Below are 16,505 nucleotides of genomic sequence, written 5' to 3' on the forward strand. Positions count from 1 at the left end.
CGTCAACCCTCGCGCCGTCGGGCAGACTTCGAGGAAACCCTGAGCAGAACCCATTCCCGAATTCCGGAAGAGGGTGGAACGCGTGGACCGTTGCGTCGTCCTGGTGGACGCCGGCTACTTGCTGGGCGCAGCCGCGAGTCTGCTGGCGGGAGAGCCCGCCCGTTCCCGCATCACCGTCGACCATGCGGCACTGATTCAGGGCCTGCGCGAGCGAGCCGAAGCCGATACGGAGCAGCCGCTGCTGCGGATCTACTGGTTCGACGGTGCCCCCGACCGCGTACCGCAGCCCGAACACCGCAGACTGCGCGTCATGCCGAGGGTGACCGTAAGGCTCGGCGCACTCACACGCAGTGACGGGCGTTGGGCGCAGAAGGGCGTCGACGCCGCCATGCACGCCGAACTCACCGAACTGGCCAGGAACCGCGCCTGCTCCGATGTCGTCCTGGTGACCGGCGACGGCGATCTGCTGCCCGGACTGATGTCCGCGAAGGAACACGGCGTGGCTGTCCATCTCTGGGCCGTGCAGGCCGCCGACGGCGACTACAACCAGTCCGAGGACCTGGTCGCCGAGGCCGACGAACGCCGGGTGCTCGACCGGGCCTGGATCACCCAAGCCGTGCGGGCCAAGGACAACGGCGGCAGCTGCGCCCCGCCCCCCGCACCCCGCCCCGAGATCGCCGCGATCCTCTCCGCGCCGCTGCCCGAGGCGGCGCTCGCCGCCTCCGCCGAACGCGCCTCGGAGGCCCAGGCGGCCGCCGCCCCCAACGGCGCGGCGCCGGCCACCGGCGAGGACACCGCGCAGGCCCCGGCCACGCACGCCGGCAGGGGCGTCCCCACCCCCAAGGATCTGGCGGGCACCCTGCGCGGCCCCGGCACCCCGATCGCCGCCGCGCAGCCCCCGGCGACCGCGACCCTGCGCTGGTCCTCGGACAAGGGCTGGATGGAGCGCGGCGGACCGCTCGGCGAACCCGCCGAGACCGCCTCGCTCCCCACTCTCGCCCAGCTCACCTCCGCCGAGCAGCGCTGGGCGGACCGTGAGGAGGACATCACCACGGTCGGCGGTGACCCGTTCGAGGTGGGTCAGGTCTTCGCCCGGCGCTGGATGGAACGGCTGCCGGACACCGTCCATCTGCAGAAGCTGTCCACCATGTACCCGCGGATCCCACACCGCATCGACGGCGAGCTGCTGCGGTACGCGGCGCGGTTCGGCCTGCTCGCCCACAAGGACGACCAGATCGACGAACACGACCGATACGCGATCCGGGCGGGTTTCTGGCGCGAGATCGACGTACGCGCGGCGGCAGAACACGCCCCCGCGGTGGAGTAGTCCGGCAGCCCGGGCGCAATAAGAGGCATCCGACCCCGTACCCTCGTACCTCGTGAGTACGGGCACAGCACAGGCGCAGACGGCGACCGGGACCGTGTGCGCGGTGCGTGATCTGGTCAAGACCTATCCCGCCGCCCGCGGCCGCCGCGGCACACCCGCCACCCCCGAGGTGCGCGCGACCGACGGGATCAGCCTCGACGTCCGACGCGGTGAGATCTTCGGACTTCTCGGGCCCAACGGCGCGGGCAAGTCCACCCTCGTACGCCAGCTCACCGGGCTGATGCGGCCCGACTCCGGCAGCGTCGAGATGCTCGGGCACGACCTCGTCCGCCACCCCGAGCGGGCCTCCCGGCTGATCGGCTACCTCGGGCAAGAGTCCACGGCCCTCGACGAGCTGACCGTTTCGCTCGCCGCCGAGACCACCGGGCGGCTGCGCGGACTCGCGGTTCCGGAGGCCCGCGCCGGGCGCGACGCCGTACTCGAAGAACTCGGCCTCACCGACATCGCGGCGCGCCCCCTGAAGAAACTCTCCGGCGGGCAGCGGCGGCTCGCCTGCTTCGCCGCCACCCTGGTCGGGGAGCGCCCGGTCCTCATTCTGGACGAGCCGACGACCGGGATGGACCCCGTCGCCCGGCGCGCCGTCTGGGCCGCCGTCGACCGGCGCCGTGCCGAGCACGGTACGACGGTGCTGCTGGTCACCCACAACGTCATCGAGGCCGAGACCGTCCTCGACCGGGTCGCCGTCCTCGAACGCGGCAAGGTCATCGCCTGCGACACGCCCACCGGCCTCAAGGAGCGGGTGGCGGGCGAGATCCGGGTCGAGCTGGTGTGGCGCGACCGCGCGCCGCTGGACGTTCCCGAGGTGGCCGCGCTGCGGGAGTTCGCGCAGGAGTCGGGGCGCCGCTGGGTGCTGCGGCTCGGGCCGGACGAGGCGCGGGCGGCGGTCGCCACGGTGACCGGCGGGGCCGCGTTTGCCGCACTTGACGACTTCACTCTGGCGACGCCGAGTCTCGAGGACGTCTACCTGGCGCTCGGCGGGGACGCTACGCAGGGACTGGTGAAGGCATGACCGCGGCGATCGGGTACGGATGTACGGCCGGGCAGGGACCGAACGGGAGCAGCACCAGGTGACGAGCATTGTTCCTGCGGACGCGGCCGGTGCTCGAACGACGGCCGGAAGCGGCTCTCCCGCCGAGGCCGGGACCGAGGACCGCCTCGGTGGCGCTGTCGCGCCGCTGGCGCCGCGGGCCCGGCTGATTCCCTCGCTCGCGGCCGTCTACCGCGCCCAGCTGTCCCGGGCCAGAGTCGCCCGGATCCCGCTGCTCTTCGTGGCGACCTTCCAGTCCGTCGGGATCATGATCCTGATGCGCGGGGTCGTCGACGGCGGCTCCGAGGCACGGGCCGTCGTCGCCGGATCCAGCGTTCTCGTGGTCGCCTTCGTCGCGCTCAATCTGCTCGCCCAGTACTTCGGGCAGCTACGGGCCGGCGGCGGGCTCGACCACTACGCCACTCTGCCGGTACCGCCCGCCGCCGTGGTGCTCGGTGCGGCGGGGGCGTACGCCTCCTTCACGGTGCCCGGCACGATCGTCACCGCGATCACCGGGAGCGTGCTCTTCCAGCTGCCGATGGCCCATCTGTGGGTGCTCGTCGCCGTCATTCCGCTCGCCGGGGCAGCGCTGTCCGGGCTGGGCGCCGCGCTCGGACTGCTCGCGCCCCGGCAGGAGCTCGCCACACTGCTGGGACAGCTCGGCATGTCGGCGGCGCTCCTGCTGGGGGTGCTGCCGGCCGCCCGGATGCCCGCGCCGATCGGCTGGGCGCGCGATCTGCTGCCCTCGACGTACGGGGTCGAGGCCCTGTCGCGGTCGTTCGACGCGCATCCCGACTGGGCGGTCGTCGTCCTCGATCTTGCCGTCTGCGCCGTCGTCGGTGTGCTCTCACTGGCCGTGGCGACCTGGGCGTACCGCAGGGCAGCGGTCCGGTGAGGCGCGGCACGGGGGCGCCTGGCACGATGGCACGGTGACCGCACCTCTGACACCGCCCGACCAGCCTTCGCCCAATGACCCCTGGCAGACGCCGCCGAAGGGCGGTGGCTCCGGTCCAGGGACTCTCCTGGGGTCTCAGGAGGAGCGCGATCCGCGGGCGGATCTGCGGCGGGCGGCCGTCGTCGCCGTCCTGCTGACGGTGGCCGGCCTCGGGCTCGGACTGCTGTGGCTGTGGCTCTCGCCGCGGGTCCCGCTGATCTCCGACAGCCATGCGGTCTTCCTCAAGGACAGCGAGGGCGAGGAGGCGATCGGCAGCGACGGGACGTTCGTGCTGCTCGCGCTCGCGTTCGGGGCGGTGTCCGCGGCGCTGGCCTTCTGGTTCCACCGACGTGGCGGGATCGCGCTGGTCGTGGGGCTCGCCCTGGGCGGGCTGCTCGGGTCGCTGCTGGCCTGGGGGGTGGGCGTCTGGTTCGGACCGGAACGTGATGTGGTCGCCCATGCGCGGGAGGTCGGCAAGGGCGTGGTGTTCGATGCGCCGCTCGACCTGCATGCGAAGGGTGCGTTGCTGGCCTGGTCGGTGGCGGCGATGGTCGTTCATCTGGCGCTGACCGCGGCGTTCGGGCCGCGGGATCCGGAGCCGGAGTGGGGAGCCTGGGGGGTGCCGGGGGCCGGGCCGGAGGGTGCTGGTTCGGCGGGGCCGTCGTCTCCGTCCTCGCCTTCGCCCTCGTCCTCGCCGTCGCCTCCGACGGAGCCGTAGCGAGCGGGGCGGGGTGGGGCTACGGGAGTAGGGCCGCTGCGCGGGGTCTCATCCCACCCCGCCCCTTCCCGCAGCCGGGGCTCTGCCCCGGACCCCGGTCCGGGGTCGCCGGACGGGCCGGCGGTGACGGCGTTCGCAACCCCAGGTCACTTCCGGCCCGGGAAGCGACCCCGGGCCGCGCATGCCCCTGGGACGGGAAGCGCCCCGGGGCGTGCTACGCCCGGCCGATGGCCGCGAACACCGCCCCCGTCAGCGAAGCCAGATCCGTCGGAGCCAGTTCCACCTCCAGGCCGCGGCGGCCCGCCGATACGCAGATCGTCTCGTGGGACTGCGCCGACTGGTCCAGCACCGTCGGCAGCCGCTTCCGCTGGCCCAGGGGGGAGATGCCGCCCCGTACATAGCCCGTCGTGCGTTCCGCCGCCGCCGGGTCCGCCATCGAGGCCCGCTTGCCGCCGACCGCCGCTGCCAGGGCCTTCAGGTCCAGGGAGCCGGCCACCGGGACGACCGCCACGGTCAGGGTGCCGTCCACGTCGGCCACCAGGGTTTTGAAGACCCGGTCGGGGGAGACGCCCAGCGCTTCCGCAGCCTCCTCACCGTACGAGGGGGAGGCCGGGTCGTGCTCGTAGGCGTGGGTCGTGAAAGGGGTTCCCGCCGCGGCCAGGGCGACCGTCGCCGGGGTGCCGCCGGAGCCGGACTGCTGGTGCTTCTTCGGCTTCTTTGCCACGGGGCAGGGTCCTCGCATCAGTTGGGGTGGGTCGGCGCCCTGGTCAGGTCGACTGCGGGCAGGGACGGCAGGTGCCGGAGGACGGCCGTCTCGGAGCGCAGGAGTATCAGCTCCTCGCGCAGGCGCGTCGCCGTGTCCGGGGCCTGCAGCAGTCGCTGTTTCGACGGGATGTCGAGGACCGCAGCGGCGGCCACCAGGTACGAGACGACGGACGGGTCGTCCGGCAGTTCCGCGCCCGTGGTCAGGGAACGCTCGCTCGCTCCGGCCAGTCGCTTCTGGTAGCTGCGGAATGCCCGCAGTACGCCCTCGGCGAGCGCACCCGCCTCGTCGCCGGCTTCCTCGTCGAGTTCTTCGACCTCGGCCGTCAGGTAGGGGCCGCTCGCGTCGACCGAGAGCAGCTTGACCCGGGTGGTGCCGGTCGTCAGGACCTCGAAGCTGCCGTCCGCGCGTTCCCGGATCTTTGCCGCGTCCGCGACACAGCCGACCCGGTGGAACGTCTGGATCGGATCGGGGCCGAAGCCGTCCGCGGGACCGCGCCCGGTGGCGGAGGGCACCGTGGTGGCGTTCGGCATTCCGGCAGCGGTGGGAGCGATCTCGCGGCCGTCGCGGATCGCCACGACGACGAAGCGGCGCGGTTCGTCCTCATCGGTCTTCAGCAACTCGCGCATCATGGCGCGATACCGCTCCTCGAAGACGTTGAGCGGCAGCACGAGGCCGGGGAACAGCACCGCGTTCAGCGGGAAGAGGGGCAGACGAGCGGTGGTCACAACGGTCAAGCGTAATGGCCGCGCGACCCGCTGTGGTCGGCCCGGTACCGCAAAGGCATCCCGGATGCCACCTGGAGGCGTACCCCGTCCCGCGCGTCCAGGAACTGGCCGAGCGGATCGTCGGAGACGGGCGACCACGGGAACGACGTCGCATGGGGTCCGATCAGCCGGAACTGTTCCAGCGCCTCGTCCCAGCGACCCCGGGCGACCAGTACGTACGCCAGCAGATTGCGGACCTCGGCCGGCCATGGATCACCCGGCTCGTACGTGGCGGACAGCGCGATCGCCAGATCCGCGGCCCGGTCGATCCGCGCCTCCAGCATCGATGTGGTCCGTGCCTCGGTGCCGACGCTCAGCAGCGCGAACGCGGCCCGCACCGGCAGCGCCTGCACCAGCGAGCTGGGCAGCGAGTCCTCGGCGGCCTGTTCGGCGAAGTCGAAGCACTCGCGGTGCGAGCCGAACCAGGCGGCGGAGAGGTACTGCAGGGCCGCGACATGGCAGCCGTAGTGGTGCGAGGAGCGCCGGACGGCCTGCTCCCACAGCGCCTCGAAGGCGGTGTGCGGGGCATGTGTGCCCCGGGCGTGGTCGAGCGCGAGCCGCCAGGGCACCGGGTCGCGCGGAGCGCTCTCGGCCGCCGCGGTGATCAGTGGTGCCACGTCGCGCAGCTGCTCGGCGCGGGCCGGCGACTCCCAGGCCCGCCGGACCGCCAGTTCGGCCTTGACGAGCAGTGCGTCCGGGTCGTGCGGGGCGGCGGCGAGCCAGTCGGTCAGCCAGCTGTCGCGGTGGCGGGCGAAGGTGACGAGCCGGCCGAGGTAACGGTCGCGGTTCTCCCATTCGGAGGCGTCCCGGGTGGTGGCGAGGAGCTTGGCGGCCGGCTCGTACTCCCCGAGGGCGGCGGCGACGAGCGCGGGGGAGAGCCGCTCGTCGGGGGCGTCGAGCAGCACCTCATCGTCCGCAGGCAGGCCGGCGGACAGCTGTGGCGCGTGCCGGATCATGCGCGCGGTACGGAGCAGGGCGCGAAGGAATGACATGGTGCAGATCATTGAAAAGCGCTGGTCGAGGCGGCGCCAGAGGGGCACTGTGAAGCTTTGGTGCCGAGTGCCCGGGTTGCCCTGAGTGAGGTCAATAAAGGGTAAAGGATGGGGTGGAATCCGGCTTGATTATTTTGCTCCGGTGATGGTGTCCGTGCTGGCCGGCCGGGGGAGACCGGTCGTCGGAACGTCCGCCGGGCCCTTGTCTGCGGACCGAGGGCGGCCCGTCCCGGCCGTACCCGGTCAGCCGCGGCGCAGCAGCCGGGACGCGCCCGCCGCCACCGTCGTGGCCAATATCCACCCCAGCAGCACCAGCGCGGCCGCCGCCCACTGCCAGCCGCCCTCCATCCGCCAGTACCCGTCCTGCCCGAGGTTGATCACGGGAACCAGCAGATCCAGCGCGTACAGCGCCGCGTTCCACTCCGGGTGCTCGTCCCGCTTGATCGCTGCCGGCTCGTACTGCGAGAAGGCCACCGTCCCGGCCGCCCACAGCACCGCCATCCACACCGCGGCCCGCCCGGGCCGGTAGCCGTACGCCACCGTCCAGTCCTGCAGGATCCCCCACAGCTTCGCGGCGGGCGGCAGCGTCTCGCGCCGGCGCCGCTGCTTGGCGAGCAGCACCTCGCGGGCGTCCGCGTCCTCCCCGCAGTTGCGCAGCACCGTCGCCAGCCGTTCGTACGGCTCCGGTAGGTATTCGGGGGTCGCCGCCGCCAGCCACTCCAGGCGCCGGGAGAGCGGGAAGTGCCCGTACGGGACGAGGTTCTCGTAGACGAAACCGCCCATCGCGAGCCCGCCCGGCCCCGGCCAGCTGGTCGACACGTCGATCAGCGTGACGACCTTCGCGCCGTTGAGTACGACCCGGCCCTCCTCCGGGCGCTCCGCGTTGAACCGCAGCTCCGGGGTGACGATCCGGCGCAGCGACAGTTCCTCGCCGGGCGCCAGCACGAACCTGGCCTTGTGCAGGTCGACCGCGTCACCGAACCGCCCGTCGTCCAGCCGTACCCCGCCGCGGCACTCGAAGACCTGCGCCCGGGTGCCGTGCGCCGGGGCCTGGGCCATGACAAGGCCGTACGGGGGAGTGGTGCCCAGGTTCCCCGTGTCGACGCTGACCCACGCCTCGGCCATGTACAACGTCCGCTCCACCGTCAGCTGCGGAGCGTTCAGTGCGCGCCGGCCACGCCCCGCCCGCAGCCGGCTGCCGCGCAGACTCAGCGAACCGCCGACCTTCGCACCACGTAGACTCAGCTCGCCACGTGTCTCGACCATCTCCGCCTGCAGGTCCTGCGCGACCGTCAGACCGTCCCCGGCGAGCGCCTGGCCCTGCCGGTCGGCCCCGAGCTCGATCTGGTTCAGCAGCAGGTCGGTACCGATATGGGCGTCGGTGAGCCGCATCCCGCGCTCGATCCGGCAGCGTGGCAGATGCAGATCGCCCTCGGTGCGCAGCCGTGCCGCCTCCAGCCGCGGCATCGCGCAGCCGACCATCCGCAACGTCGTGAAGTGACACTCCGGCAGTACCACCTCCTCCTCGAAGCGGCAGCCCGTCAGCTCCACGTACGGAGCGACACGTCCGCCCGCGAGATCGAGGGTCCCGGTGATCCGTATGCCCCGGAGCTTCAGCGCGGCGACCCGTCCCGGCCGGGCGGGCGGCCCGCTCAGCAGCAGCCGGGCGACCACACGGGCGTCCACACTGCGCTCGGCGCCCCAGGCCGTCGGCGCGAACGGGTCGTCCCGCATCGGGTCGCGGGCGCGCAAATCGTAGGTGCTGCCGTTCCGGAACGCCCGCCACATGCCCAGTTCCGCCACGCCGAGGCTGTCCGGGATCTCGCTGTCCTGCGGTTCGGTCACCGGGGCCCCTTCCGCTTGCAGCTGTTATTCCCTCTGTGTTCCCTCTGGGTGACGGTGTGAACGCCGGCGGTCAGGAGTGGCCGGGAGTAGTCGGCCGTGACGGCCGGGGCACGTATCAGCCAGTGATACGGGCGAACTGCCGTCGGGGGCGGTCTGAGAGAATTGGGGTGTGATCTCTCGAATCGATCTGCGCGGCAATGCCCTCCCCGAGGGCGGCGACCTGCGCGACCTGCTGCCCCGAGCCGAGTTCGACGTGGAAGCCGCACTGGAGACGGTGCGCCCCATCTGCGAGGACGTACGCCATCGTGGCTCAGCGGCAGTGATCGAGTGGGGAGAGAAATTCGACGGCGTACGCGTCGACTCGATCCGGGTCCCGGCCGCGGCTCTCGCCGAGGCGCTGGACCGGCTCGACCCCGCCGTACGGGCCGCCCTGGAGGAGTCGATCCGCCGCGCCCGGCTTGTCCACCATGAGCAGCGCCGCACCACGCACACCACGCAGGTCGTCCCCGGCGGTACCGTCACGGAGAAGTGGGTGCCCGTCGAGCGCGTCGGGCTGTATGTGCCGGGCGGGCGTTCCGTGTACCCGTCCTCCGTGGTCATGAACGTCGTACCGGCGCAGGAGGCGGGTGTCGAGGGCATCGCCGTCGCCTCCCCGCCGCAGAAGGGGTTCGGCGGCCTGCCGCACCCCACCATCCTCGCCGCCTGTGCCCTGCTCGGCGTCGACGAGGTGTACGCCGCCGGTGGCGCCCAGGCCGTTGCGATGTTTGCGTACGGAACGGCCGAATGTCTCCCGGTGAACCTCGTCACCGGTCCCGGCAACATCTATGTCGCTGCCGCCAAGCGCCTCCTCAAGGGCCGCATCGGCATCGACGCCGAGGCCGGACCCACCGAGATCGCGATCCTCGCCGACTCCACCGCCGACCCGGTGCATGTTGCCGCCGACCTGATCAGCCAGGCCGAGCACGACCCGATGGCCGCCGCCGTCCTCGTCACCGACTCCGAGGAACTGGCCGCCGCCACCGAGGCCGAGCTGAAGCCGCAGATCGCCGCGACCAAGCACATCACCGACCGGATCGAGCCCGCACTGGCCGGCCGCCAGTCCGCGATCGTCCTGGTCAACGATCTGGAGGACGGTCTCAAGGTCGTCGACGCGTACGCCGCCGAGCACCTGGAGATCCAGACCGCCGACGCCGCCGCCGTCGCCGACCGGGTCCGCAACGCCGGAGCGGTCTTCGTCGGCCCGTGGGCCCCGGTCTCGCTCGGCGACTACTGCGCCGGCTCCAACCACGTCCTGCCCACCGGTGGCTGTGCCTGCCACTCCTCGGGTCTCTCCGTGCAGTCCTTCCTGCGCGGTATCCACATCGTCGACTACACGCGCGACGCGCTCGCCGAAGTCGCACACCACGTGGTGACCCTCGCCGAGGCGGAGGACCTTCCCGCCCACGGCGCAGCGGTCAAGGCCCGTTTTGCCGGAGGCGAACTGGACGAGCGCAGTGCCGGAGGCGAACCGGACGAGCGCAGTGCCGGAGGCGAACTGGACGAGCGCAGTGCCGGAGGCGAACTGGACGAGCGCAGTGCCGGAGGCGAACTGGACGAGCGCAGTGGCTGGAAGGTTCCGCAGCAGTGACGAACAGCGACACCACCCGTATCGACGACCTGCCGATCCGGGACGAGCTCCGCGGTCAGTCCCCGTACGGCGCGCCCCAGCTCGACGTGGCCGTACGGCTGAACACCAACGAGAACCCGTACCCGCTCCCCGAGGCGCTCGTCGACCGCATCGCCGAGCGTGTCCGCGAGGCAGCCCGCGACCTCAACCGCTACCCCGACCGGGACGCCGTCGAACTCCGTACCGAACTGGCCCGCTACCTCACCCGCACCGCCGGGCACGAGGTCGGTCCCGCCAACGTCTGGGCGGCCAACGGCTCCAACGAGGTGCTGCAGCAGCTGCTGCAGACCTTCGGCGGACCCGGACGCACCGCGATCGGCTTCGAGCCCTCGTACTCGATGCACGCCCTCATCGCGCGCGGCACCGGCACCGGCTGGATCTCCGGGCCGCGCAAGGACGACTTCACGATCGATGTCGAGGCGGCCTGCGAGGCCATCGCCGAGCAGCGGCCGGACGTCGTCTTCATCACCTCGCCCAACAACCCCACGGGCACCGCCGTCGACGCCGCAACCGTCCTCGCGCTGTACGACGCCGCCCAGGCCGCCAGGCCCTCGATGGTCGTCGTCGACGAGGCGTACGGCGAATTCAGCCACCACCCCTCGCTGCTCCCGCTGATCGAGGGCCGGCCCAACCTGGTGCTCTCGCGCACCATGTCGAAGGCGTTCGGCGCCGCCGGTCTGCGGCTCGGCTACCTCGCCGCCGACCCGGCCGTCGTGGATGCCGTCCAGCTGGTGCGGCTGCCGTACCACTTGTCCTCCGTCACCCAGGCCACGGCGCTCGCCGCCCTGGAGCACACCGACACGCTCCTCGGATACGTCGCGCAGCTCAAGAGCGAGCGCGACCGGATCGTCGCCGAACTGCGCGCCCTCGGCTTCGACGTGACGGACTCGGACGCCAACTTCGTCCAGTTCGGTCGCTTCGCCGACAGCCACACCGCCTGGCAGCAGATCCTCGACCGGGGCGTCCTGGTCCGGGACAACGGCGTACCGGGATGGCTGCGGGTCTCCGCAGGAACCCCGGCAGAGAACGACGCGTTCCTCGATGCGGTACGCGAACTCAAGAAGGAGCACGACGGATGAGCCCCCGCGTAGGCCGCGTGGAACGCACCACCAAGGAAACGTCCGTGCTCGTCGAGGTCAACCTCGACGGCACCGGAAAGGTCGACGTGTCGACCGGGGTCGGCTTCTACGACCACATGCTCGACCAGCTCGGCCGCCACGGCCTCTTCGACCTCACGGTCAAGACCGACGGCGACCTGCACATCGACACGCACCACACGATCGAGGACACCGCTCTCGCCCTCGGTGCCGCCTTCAAGCAGGCGCTCGGCGACAAGGTCGGCATCTACCGCTTCGGCAACTGCACCGTCCCGCTGGACGAGTCGCTCGCCCAGGTCACCGTCGACCTCTCCGGCCGCCCTTACCTGGTGCACACCGAGCCGGAGAACATCGCGCCGATGATCGGCTCGTACGACACCACGATGACCCGGCACATCCTGGAGTCGTTCGTTGCCCAGGCGCAGATCGCCCTGCACGTCCACGTCCCGTACGGCCGCAACGCCCACCACATCGTGGAGTGCCAGTTCAAGGCGCTCGCCCGCGCCCTGCGGTACGCCTGTGAGCACGACCCGCGTGCTGCGGGAATTCTTCCTTCCACGAAGGGCGCGCTGTGACCGGCCTCAACACCATTCTGATCGTCCTCGGCCTCTTCCTGGCCGGCGGCGTCTACTCCTTCTCGAAGCAGAAGATGCCCAAGGGCGTCATCGTGCTGCTCGGGATCGCATCCGTGATGAGCCTGGCCGCAGGTGTCATGCGGATTCAGGGACTCTGGGACTGAGGGAGCGACCTGTGAGTGAGAAGAAGAAGGTCGTCGTCTTCGACTACGGCTTCGGCAACGTCCGTTCCGCCGAGCGCGCCCTCGCCCACGTCGGCGCGGACGTCGAGATCACCCGCGACTTCGACCGGGCAATGAACGCCGACGGGCTGCTGGTGCCCGGCGTCGGCGCGTTCTCCGCCTGCATGGAGGGTCTGAAGAAGGCCCGCGGCGAATGGATCATCGGCCGCAGGCTCTCCGGCGGCCGGCCCGTCATGGGCATCTGCGTCGGCATGCAGATCCTCTTCGAGCGTGGCATCGAGCACGGCGTGGAGACGGAGGGCCTCGACGAGTGGCCCGGCACCGTCGCCCCGCTGAAGGCCCCGGTCGTCCCGCACATGGGCTGGAACACCGTGCGGTCCCCCGAGGACTCCGAGCTCTTCGCCGGTCTCGACCCCGAGGCCCGGTTCTACTTCGTGCACTCGTACGCGGTACACGACTGGAGTCTCGAAGTCACGAACGCCAGGATCCGTGCCCCCCGGGTCACCTGGGCCACCCATGGTGAGCCGTTCGTCGCCGCCGTGGAGAACGGCGCCCTGTGGGCCACCCAGTTCCACCCCGAGAAGTCCGGCGATGCCGGCGCCCAGCTGCTGACCAACTGGATCGGAACACTCTGATGTCCACCACGCTTGAGCTTCTCCCCGCCGTCGACGTCCGCGACGGCCAGGCCGTCCGTCTCGTGCACGGGGAGTCCGGCTCGGAGACTTCGTACGGAGACCCCCTGCAGGCCGCCCTCGCCTGGCAGAAGGCGGGCGCCGAGTGGTTGCATCTCGTCGACCTGGACGCCGCGTTCGGCACCGGTGACAACCGGGCGCAGATCGCCGAGGTCGCCCGCTCCATGGACATCAAGGTCGAGCTGTCCGGCGGCATCCGTGACGACGCCTCGCTCGCCGCCGCTCTTGCCACCGGCTGCACCCGGGTCAACCTCGGCACCGCCGCGCTGGAGACCCCCGAGTGGGTCGCCAAGGTCATCGCCGAGCACGGCGACAAGATCGCCGTTGGCCTCGACGTCCGCGGTACGACGCTCCGCGGCCGCGGCTGGACCCGTGACGGCGGCGACCTCTACGAGACCCTCGCTCGCCTCGACTCCGAGGGCTGTGCCCGCTACGTCGTCACCGACATCGCCAAGGACGGCACGCTCCAGGGCCCCAATCTGGAGCTCCTGAAGAACGTCTGCGCCGTCACCGACAAGCCCGTCGTCGCCTCCGGCGGCGTGTCCTCGCTGGACGACCTGCGGGCGATCGCCTCGCTCGTGCCGGACGGTGTCGAGGGCGCGATCGTCGGCAAGGCGCTGTACGCGAAGGCGTTCACCCTCGAAGAGGCGCTGCAGGTGGTCTCCGGATGACCGACTCCGTCAACCGCATCGCCTCCGGCGCCCCCTGGGAGGACAAGTTCGGCTACTCCCGCGCGGTGCAACTGCCGAACGGGCTGGTTCTGGTCGCCGGCTGCACGTCGATCGTCAACGGACAGATCTCCGCGGGAGGCCCGTACGAGCAGGCCGTCGCCTCCTTCAAGGTCGCCTTCGACGCGCTGAAGCAGGTGGGGCTGGGCCGCGAGGACGTCGTCCGTACCCGGATGTACATCACGCACGCCCGGGACGTGGACGAGGTCGGCCGCGCCCACAAGGAGCTGTTCGATGACGTCCGTCCCGCCGCTTCCATGATCATCGTCTCCGGTTTCGTCGACCCCAGCCTGGTCGTCGAAGTCGAGATCGAGGCCTACCGGGAAGGTGCGCAATGAGTCTCGCGGTACGTGTCATCCCGTGCCTGGACGTCGACAACGGCCGGGTCGTCAAGGGTGTCAACTTCCAGAACCTGCGCGACGCGGGTGACCCCGTCGAAATGGCCAAGCTGTACGACGCCGAAGGCGCCGACGAGCTGACCTTCCTCGACATCACCGCGTCCAGCGGCGACCGGGAGACGACCTACGACGTGGTGCGCCGCACCGCGGAGCAGGTCTTCATCCCGCTCACCGTCGGCGGCGGTGTCCGTACCGCCGACGACGTCGACAAACTGCTGCGGGCCGGCGCCGACAAGGTCGGCGTCAACACCGCGGCGATCGCCCGCCCGGACCTCATCCGGGAGATCGCCGAGCGGTTCGGCCGGCAGGTCCTCGTGCTGTCCGTCGACGCCCGGCGTACCCCCGCGGGCACCTTCGAGGTCACCACGCACGGCGGCCGCAAGGGCACCGGCATCGACGCCGTCGAGTGGGCGCACCGGGCCGCCGAGCTGGGCGCGGGCGAGATCCTGCTCAACTCGATGGACGCCGACGGCACGAAGGACGGCTACGACACCGAGATGATCGCGGCGGTCCGCACACACGTCACCGTCCCCGTCATCGCCTCCGGCGGCGCGGGCCGGCTCGCGCACTTCGCGCCGGCCATCGCGGCAGGCGCCGACGCGGTGCTCGCCGCGTCCGTCTTCCACTTCGGCGATCTGCGGATCTCCGAGGTCAAGGACGCGCTGCGGGAGGCCGGGCACCCGGTCCGCTGACCGTAGTACTCCATCGATCGCCGGACGAGCCGTTGTGGCTCGTCCGGCGATCGGCGTTCTGCGCGCTGTCCCCTCACCCGTCGCGGCGGCAGAGCGGCATCCGAGATTCCACAAGTTTTATTGTGCAATAAGAATTGCGCAAATTTTCCTTCCCATCTACGGTGAGGGCATGGCAAGCAATGAATCCCGCCGGATCTCGGACCTGGAGACTCTGAAGGCGTTCGGGCACCCCCTGCGGATGAAGCTCTACCGGGCGCTCTACATCTCCCGTAAGGCCACCGCCTCCCAGCTTGCCGAGCAGGTCGACGAGGCGGTCTCGCTGGTCAGCTACCACCTGCGCAAGCTCGCCGACCACGGTCTGATCGAGGAGGCCGAGCAGCAGGGCAAGGACGGCCGCGAGCGCTGGTGGCAGCCCGCTTCGAAGGGACTGAACGTCCACAACGAGGACTTCAGCGACGCGCCCGAGAAGGTGGCCACGCATGCTGCTGTCGGCCGGCTCTCCTTCGACCAGCACATCGAGCTGTACCGCCGCTACCTCGACTCCGCCCCGAGCTGGCCGCTGGAGTGGCGCAGCGCCGCCTCCAGCTCCGAGCATCTGGCCAGGCTCACCGCCGACGAACTTGCCGCGCTGAACCGTGAGGTGCACGAGGTCATCGACCGGTACGAGGAGGCCGGCCGCGCCCGCGACGAGGCGGGCGACACGGATGGGCGCGAGAACGTGGCCCTGCACCTGTACGGATTCCCGTTCCGGACCTGACCCCGGCGACCCGAAGAGGACGATCCATGACCGTCTCCGTTCCGCCCGCGCACGCCCTCGAACGTCCCGCCCACCGCGACGGCAACGTCCAGCGCTGGCTGGGTGCCTACACCGCGTCAATGATCGGCGACAGCGTCTACTACATGGCGCTCGCCTGGGCGGCAGCCCGTACCGGCAGCCCCTCCCAGGCCGGGATCGTGCTCGCCGTCGGTTCCATACCCCGGGCTCTGCTGATGCTCGGCGGGGGAGTGCTCGCCGATCGGATCGGGCCGCGCCGCGTCGTCATCGGCAGCGACGCCGCCCGCTGCCTGGTCGTCCTGGGCCTGGCCGGGGCGCTGCTGCTCACCTCGCCCGCCCTGTGGATGCTGGTCGCCGTCGCGCTCGTCTTCGGCGTGGTGGACGCCCTCTTCCTGCCCGCCGTCGGCGCTCTGCCGCCCCGGATCACCGCCGCCGGACAGCTGGCCCGGGTCCAGGGTCTGCGCGGACTCGCCTCGCGTGCCGCCAACGTTGTCGGCGCTCCGCTCGGCGGCGCCGCGGTGGCCTTCGGCGGTCCGACGCTCGCCTTCGCCGCGGCCGGGGCGCTCTTCGCCGTCTCGCTGCCACTGCTGCTGTCCCTGCGCGTCGGCCGGCTGCCCGCCGAGGAGGCCGACGGATCGTCCGGCACCGCCTGGCACGACCTGATCGACGGGCTGCGCCACATCCGTCGCCACCCGGTGCTCGGGCCGCTGATGCTCGCCGTGGCCCTCAGCGAGCTGGGCTTCGCCGGGCCGCTCAACCTCGGACTGGTCCTGCTCGCCCGGCAGCGCGACTGGGGCGCCGCCGGCATGGGCTGGATCGTCGCCGCGTTCGGGATCGGCGCCGCCGTGTCGGCCCTGCTGCTCGCCGTGCGCGGCCGGGTGCCACGGGCCGGTCTTGTGATGTGCCTGACGGTGCTGGTCGGTGCGGTCGCCGTCGCGGCCCTGGCCTATGTCCCCTCGGTGGCACTCGCCGCCGCAGTGGCTGTCTGCATCGGGCTCTTCGCCGGGCTCGGCGGCTCCCTGTGCGGCGCCCTGATCCAGACCGTCACCGACCCCGCCTACCTGGGCCGGGTCACCTCGGTCTCGACGCTCTTCACCCACGCGATCGCCCCGCTCAGCTATCCGGTCACGGGCGCGGCCGTCGCCGCCTGGGGGACGGGCCCGGTCTTCGTCACCAGCGCAGTGGTGTGCGCGTCCGGGGCAGTGGCCGGTCTGGCCTTCACCCGGCTGCGCCGCGCGGAACTCCCGCGCTGACCCGGACCCGTACG

17 protein-coding genes and 1 pseudogene are annotated in these 16,505 nt (G+C 71.6%); 14 read left to right on the forward strand and 4 right to left on the reverse strand.

Annotated elements, in window-relative coordinates:
* Positions 1 to 73 precede the first annotated feature (73 nt).
* The 4 genes from ACIBB8_RS02310 to ACIBB8_RS02325 all read left to right on the forward strand — a co-directional run bounded on the left by ACIBB8_RS02310 (position 74) and on the right by ACIBB8_RS02325 (position 4,066).
* Positions 74 to 1,327, forward strand: a complete 1,254-nt coding sequence (locus ACIBB8_RS02310) for an NYN domain-containing protein (protein ID WP_398948508.1) — start codon at positions 74 to 76, stop codon at positions 1,325 to 1,327.
* A gap of 94 nt (positions 1,328 to 1,421) precedes the next feature.
* The gene (locus tag ACIBB8_RS02315; protein ID WP_398948718.1) at positions 1,422 to 2,396 is read left to right on the forward strand and encodes an ABC transporter ATP-binding protein; all 975 of its coding nucleotides are present in this window, start codon (positions 1,422 to 1,424) and stop codon (positions 2,394 to 2,396) included.
* A gap of 19 nt (positions 2,397 to 2,415) precedes the next feature.
* The gene (locus tag ACIBB8_RS02320) at positions 2,416 to 3,309 is read left to right on the forward strand and encodes an ABC transporter permease (protein WP_398948510.1); all 894 of its coding nucleotides are present in this window, start codon (positions 2,416 to 2,418) and stop codon (positions 3,307 to 3,309) included.
* A 34-nt stretch (positions 3,310 to 3,343) separates the two neighbouring features.
* Entirely contained in the window at positions 3,344 to 4,066 is a 723-nt protein-coding gene (locus ACIBB8_RS02325; RefSeq protein ID WP_398948511.1) for an ABC transporter permease, read from the forward strand.
* A gap of 214 nt (positions 4,067 to 4,280) precedes the next feature.
* On the opposite strand, the gene ybaK is transcribed toward ACIBB8_RS02325, so the two are convergent.
* The 4 genes from ybaK to ACIBB8_RS02345 all read right to left on the reverse strand — a co-directional run bounded on the left by ybaK (position 4,281) and on the right by ACIBB8_RS02345 (position 8,433).
* A complete protein-coding gene (ybaK, locus tag ACIBB8_RS02330) occupies positions 4,281 to 4,790 on the reverse strand; it encodes a Cys-tRNA(Pro) deacylase (RefSeq protein ID WP_398948512.1) in 510 nt (169 codons plus the stop codon).
* Positions 4,791 to 4,807: 17 nt separating this feature from the next.
* Complete coding sequence (locus tag ACIBB8_RS02335) at positions 4,808 to 5,557, reverse strand: LON peptidase substrate-binding domain-containing protein (protein WP_398948513.1); 750 nt, start codon at positions 5,555 to 5,557, stop codon at positions 4,808 to 4,810.
* Between the two features lie 5 nt (positions 5,558 to 5,562).
* A complete protein-coding gene (locus tag ACIBB8_RS02340) occupies positions 5,563 to 6,600 on the reverse strand; it encodes a hypothetical protein (RefSeq protein WP_398948514.1) in 1,038 nt (345 codons plus the stop codon).
* A 231-nt stretch (positions 6,601 to 6,831) separates the two neighbouring features.
* A complete protein-coding gene (locus tag ACIBB8_RS02345; RefSeq protein ID WP_398948515.1) occupies positions 6,832 to 8,433 on the reverse strand; it encodes an oxidoreductase in 1,602 nt (533 codons plus the stop codon).
* 169 nt (positions 8,434 to 8,602) lie between these two features.
* On the opposite strand from ACIBB8_RS02345, the pseudogene hisD reads away from it, so the two are divergent.
* The 10 genes and pseudogenes from hisD to ACIBB8_RS02395 all read left to right on the forward strand — a co-directional run.
* Positions 8,603 to 9,901, forward strand: a pseudogene (hisD, locus tag ACIBB8_RS02350) (histidinol dehydrogenase); the annotation flags it as partial.
* A 155-nt stretch (positions 9,902 to 10,056) separates the two neighbouring features.
* Complete coding sequence (locus ACIBB8_RS02355; protein WP_398948517.1) at positions 10,057 to 11,178, forward strand: histidinol-phosphate transaminase; 1,122 nt, start codon at positions 10,057 to 10,059, stop codon at positions 11,176 to 11,178.
* Complete coding sequence (gene hisB, locus ACIBB8_RS02360; RefSeq protein WP_277325685.1) at positions 11,175 to 11,771, forward strand: imidazoleglycerol-phosphate dehydratase HisB; 597 nt, start codon at positions 11,175 to 11,177, stop codon at positions 11,769 to 11,771. The genes ACIBB8_RS02355 and hisB overlap by 4 nt, the downstream gene beginning before the upstream one ends.
* Complete coding sequence (locus ACIBB8_RS02365) at positions 11,768 to 11,935, forward strand: hypothetical protein (RefSeq protein WP_358857998.1); 168 nt, start codon at positions 11,768 to 11,770, stop codon at positions 11,933 to 11,935. The genes hisB and ACIBB8_RS02365 overlap by 4 nt, the downstream gene beginning before the upstream one ends.
* Before the next feature lie 11 nt (positions 11,936 to 11,946).
* Entirely contained in the window at positions 11,947 to 12,588 is a 642-nt protein-coding gene (gene hisH, locus ACIBB8_RS02370; protein WP_366137612.1) for an imidazole glycerol phosphate synthase subunit HisH, read from the forward strand.
* A complete protein-coding gene (gene priA, locus ACIBB8_RS02375) occupies positions 12,588 to 13,316 on the forward strand; it encodes a bifunctional 1-(5-phosphoribosyl)-5-((5-phosphoribosylamino)methylideneamino)imidazole-4-carboxamide isomerase/phosphoribosylanthranilate isomerase PriA (protein WP_366690767.1) in 729 nt (242 codons plus the stop codon). Before hisH ends, priA begins: the two co-directional genes overlap by 1 nt.
* On the forward strand, positions 13,313 to 13,711 hold the full coding sequence (locus tag ACIBB8_RS02380; RefSeq protein WP_398948520.1) for a RidA family protein: 399 nt from the start codon (positions 13,313 to 13,315) through the stop codon (positions 13,709 to 13,711). The genes priA and ACIBB8_RS02380 overlap by 4 nt, the downstream gene beginning before the upstream one ends.
* Entirely contained in the window at positions 13,708 to 14,463 is a 756-nt protein-coding gene (hisF, locus tag ACIBB8_RS02385; RefSeq protein WP_366690769.1) for an imidazole glycerol phosphate synthase subunit HisF, read from the forward strand. Before ACIBB8_RS02380 ends, hisF begins: the two co-directional genes overlap by 4 nt.
* A gap of 169 nt (positions 14,464 to 14,632) precedes the next feature.
* Positions 14,633 to 15,220, forward strand: coding sequence for an ArsR/SmtB family transcription factor (locus ACIBB8_RS02390; protein ID WP_398948522.1), 588 nt, complete (start codon positions 14,633 to 14,635; stop codon positions 15,218 to 15,220).
* Between the two features lie 26 nt (positions 15,221 to 15,246).
* Positions 15,247 to 16,491, forward strand: a complete 1,245-nt coding sequence (locus ACIBB8_RS02395; protein ID WP_398948524.1) for an MFS transporter — start codon at positions 15,247 to 15,249, stop codon at positions 16,489 to 16,491.
* Positions 16,492 to 16,505: the final 14 nt, after the last annotated feature.

This window comes from Streptomyces sp. NPDC051286 (genome assembly GCF_044455345.1).
In the GTDB taxonomy this organism is placed as follows: domain Bacteria; phylum Actinomycetota; class Actinomycetes; order Streptomycetales; family Streptomycetaceae; genus Streptomyces.